Origin of the sequence: Nostoc sp. FACHB-133, assembly GCF_014698055.1 — a bacterium.
Taxonomy (GTDB): Bacteria; Cyanobacteriota; Cyanobacteriia; order Cyanobacteriales; family Nostocaceae; genus Nostoc.
Genome location: NZ_JACJSH010000153.1, coordinates 1 through 3,463, shown reverse-complemented (window position 1 = coordinate 3,463; position 3,463 = coordinate 1). Strand labels below are relative to the sequence as shown.

2 protein-coding genes are annotated in these 3,463 nt (G+C 43.5%); one reads left to right on the top strand and one right to left on the bottom strand.

The window, feature by feature from the left end; translation table 11 throughout:
* Nucleotides 1-781 precede the first annotated feature (781 nt).
* Nucleotides 782-2,800 carry a magnesium chelatase ATPase subunit D gene (bchD, locus tag H6G86_RS37990; protein WP_190938707.1) on the top strand — a complete coding sequence of 673 codons (2,019 nt, stop codon included), beginning with the start codon at nucleotides 782-784 and terminating at the stop codon, nucleotides 2,798-2,800.
* Nucleotides 2,801-2,830: 30 nt separating this feature from the next.
* Here the strand turns inward: bchD and H6G86_RS37985 are convergent, their stop codons facing one another.
* Entirely contained in the window at nucleotides 2,831-3,316 is a 486-nt protein-coding gene (locus H6G86_RS37985) for a hypothetical protein (protein WP_190938706.1), read from the bottom strand.
* Nucleotides 3,317-3,463 lie beyond the last annotated feature (147 nt).

Below are 3,463 nucleotides of genomic sequence, written 5' to 3'. Positions count from 1 at the left end.
TGGACAATTAAGCAAACAATTTGGTACTCCAAAGCTTTGCCTACTTTTTCGGATGCACTAGCTTTAGTTAGGCGATTTTTATGGGCTAGTACTTTTTCCACGTCTTCCGAAACCACTCAAATGATAAAAGTCCCTCGTCTTTTATTTGAGCGTTTGAGGGATATTGCTGTTTACGCTGCCTGACTAAATCAAAAATGGATAAAGTCGAGCTAATACAATACTCGCTACTTCTCGGTTAAGCATTTTTAACTCGAAATCGGGTTTGGGGGAAAGGGTAAAGGGTAAGGGTTAAAGGTTTTTTTTACCCTTTCCCCTTTCCCCTTAACCGAGAAGTATTGACAAGGATATACCATTTTTTGTGCCGAATTTAACCACTTTTCCACCTTCTTATACTGCCACGAAAGTGACAAAACAAGGTTAAGTTTTAAGCATCTTCACAACTCTTTCATAACAGAAATCTATCCTTTAATTAGGATTGGCTATAATTGTCTTACTTGCTGGCTTAAATAAGCTGATAGGCTTTGAAGTTGCATAACCTTAGCCTCAAAAAGACGCAATGCGGACGATGACTCCAAAACTTCTTATCAAATAGCTTGATTAGAAAGGGAATAGAAAGCAAGGGTTTGCTGAGAGGTTTTTGAAAAACTGAGGCTTTAGACAGGAGCGAAAGAGGCTTTAGAAGGGTTACAGTTTGTTGAAAAGATAAATGTAAATTTCGGTGTTTGATTAAAAAACTACTCAAAATCCCCCAGGTGCTACAAATATTCAAGGGGAGTACCTAATGAATTTATCGAGTTACTCATCTTTAATTCCTACCTTTCCCCTGACAGCTATAATTGGTCATCAGGCGATTAAATTAGCGCTATTAATCGTAGCAGTAGACCCTGATTTAGGAGGGATGGTCATTTCCGGTCGTCGTGGTACAGCTAAATCAGTTATGGCTCGCGCTCTCCATGCCTTGCTTCCCCCTATCGAAGTAGTTCAGGATTCTTGCTGCAATTGTGATCCCAATAAACCAGATGAGTGGGATGATGAAACAGTTATAAGAGGCAGGAAGCAGAAGGATGGACAAACTAATTTCTCCCTACTGCCAACAGAAGTAATTCCTGTTCCTTTTGTGCAAGTTCCCCTGGGTGTGACTGAAGATAGATTGCTGGGGTCGGTGGATGTGAGTCAGTCAATCAAGCAAGGAGAGACGGTATTTCAACCAGGATTGTTAGCACAGGCACACCGGGGGATTTTGTATGTTGATGAGATTAATTTGCTGGAGGAGCATATTGCTAATCCGCTCTTGGCTATTTTAGCGGAGGGGCGTAACCAAATTGAGCGGGAGGGCATTAGTTTTCAACATCCCTGTAAACCTTTGTTCATTGCTACCTATAATCCAGAAGAAGGTAAACTGCGAGAACATTTACTTGACCGAATTGCGCTCGCGCTTTCTGCTGATGAGGTGTTGAGTATAGATGAGCGTGTCCAAGCTGTTGAGCAAGTTGTCAGTTATGCAGAATCTCCGCAAAAATTTCTCTGGCAATATGCTGAGGACATCGCCGACCTCAAAACTCAAATTATTCTAGCGCGAGCATTACTGACAGATGTGCGAATTAAACGCGAGCAGATTAACTACTTAGTCAACGAAGCTATTCGCGGTCAGGTGCAGGGACATCGCGCCGAATTGTTTGCACTGCGAGTTGCGAAAGCTAGCGCGGCTTTGAATGAACGGTTAGAAGTGAATGCTGAGGATTTACGCCATGCAGTGGAATTAGTAATTGTACCCAGAGCAATAGTAATTGAGTCAACGATAGAACAGCCGCCACCGCCACCAGAACCGCAATCAGAACAACCGGAACAAACAGACACTGAAACCCAGGAGAAAACCGAACAGGAAACACCGAGTATCCCTGAAGAATTTGTCCTCACTCCAGAAGGAGTAATCCTTGACCCGGTGGTACTTTACTTTGCTAAAATTGCCCATCGCAGACGGGGTAAAGCAGGGGGACGTGGGTTGATTTTTTCTCAAGACCGAGGACGCTATGTCAAGCCGATGTTTCCCAAGGGAAAAATTCAACGGATTGCTATAGATGCCACCTTGCGAGCTGCTGCTCCTCATCAAAAGATACGTCACCAGCGTCAGCCTGGTCGTCGGGTGATTATTGAAGATGACGATATCCGGGTGAAGCGATTAGCCCGCAAAGCCGGAGCATTAGTCATTTTTGTCGTTGATGCTTCTGGCTCAATGGCCTTAAATCGAATGCAATCAGCCAAAGGTGCAGCTTTGCAATTGCTAACGCAAGCATACCGTAGCCGCGACCAAATTGCTTTAATTCCCGTCCGGGGCGAACGTGCAGAGGTGTTGTTACCTCCCACTCGCTCAATTACCGCCGCTCACAAACGGCTAAATCGCTTACCTTGTGGTGGAGGTACTCCTTTGGCTCACGGTCTAGCTCAAGCAGTACGAGTTGGCTTAAATGCTATGCAATCCAAAGATATTGGTCAAGTTGTAATTGTACTCGTTACCGACGGTGGAGCGAATATTCCTCTGTCTCGCTCCCTTGGTCAAGCGTTTTTGGGCGAAGAGAAACCAGATATTAAAGGGGAAGTGCTAGATATTGCTGTAAAAATTCGGAAATTAGGAATACAGTTATTAGTCATTGATACAGAAAATAAGTTTATTTCTAGTGGGTTGCCCAAAGAGATAGCGCAACAGGCAGGTGGGAAATATTATTACTTACCTAAAACAACAGAGCGAATAATTGCAGCGATGACCCAAGGAGCAATGGCAGATATTAAAGCTGGTTTTTAGCGGTATATAAAATATAGGGTTGCTAACAAGTTACTTAAATGTTGAGTCACACCAAAAATCCAAATTTGCCAATAGACCCCACATATAAGCAGTATCAACCAGAATTTCTTTCCCATTGCGAAACTTAAGAAATTCCTGCCCGTGGTCGTAAAATATATCTGCAACCAGTTGATTACGCTCGTCGTAACCCCACTTATCCACTGCTGCCCTCCACCAGCGCTTTCCTCTTGAGAGCAACTGTTCAAGTTCTAAATACTCCGGCTTCCAGTATTTGGTGCGCCATTGATTTGCCAGTGCGTCGATTAGTATCGCAGTCGGGTAGATCGGCTTCAGGTTTTCTTCGAGCCAGAGTATATAAACGATTGCGCTCCTGAAAGCATCTTCTAAACAATAGCTTGCTGCTTCTAGAGTGTCTTGGAGTTGCTCGTCACTGAAATTTACGCCGAGCGAACGCAGGGCTGGAGCGTACAAATCAAATAATTCTTGTTCTACTGAATCGGCAGACCAGAACCACATAAGAAAAAGAAAACTCCTGCTGGGTGGCTAAATAAAATTTAGCATTTAAGTAGGACAGGGTGAAAAAACCAAATTGTGTAAAGATAAGTAAATACACATAATGTATCTACCACGGTAACAGGTATATGGGCAGCCGTTTAAGGGTAT

Coding starts and splice junctions, on each gene's coding strand:
- H6G86_RS37985 (WP_190938706.1), bottom strand. CDS start 3,316: ATGTGGTTCTGGTCTGCCGATTCAGTAGAACAAGAATTATTTGATTTG.
- bchD (WP_190938707.1), top strand. CDS start 782: ATGAATTTATCGAGTTACTCATCTTTAATTCCTACCTTTCCCCTGACA.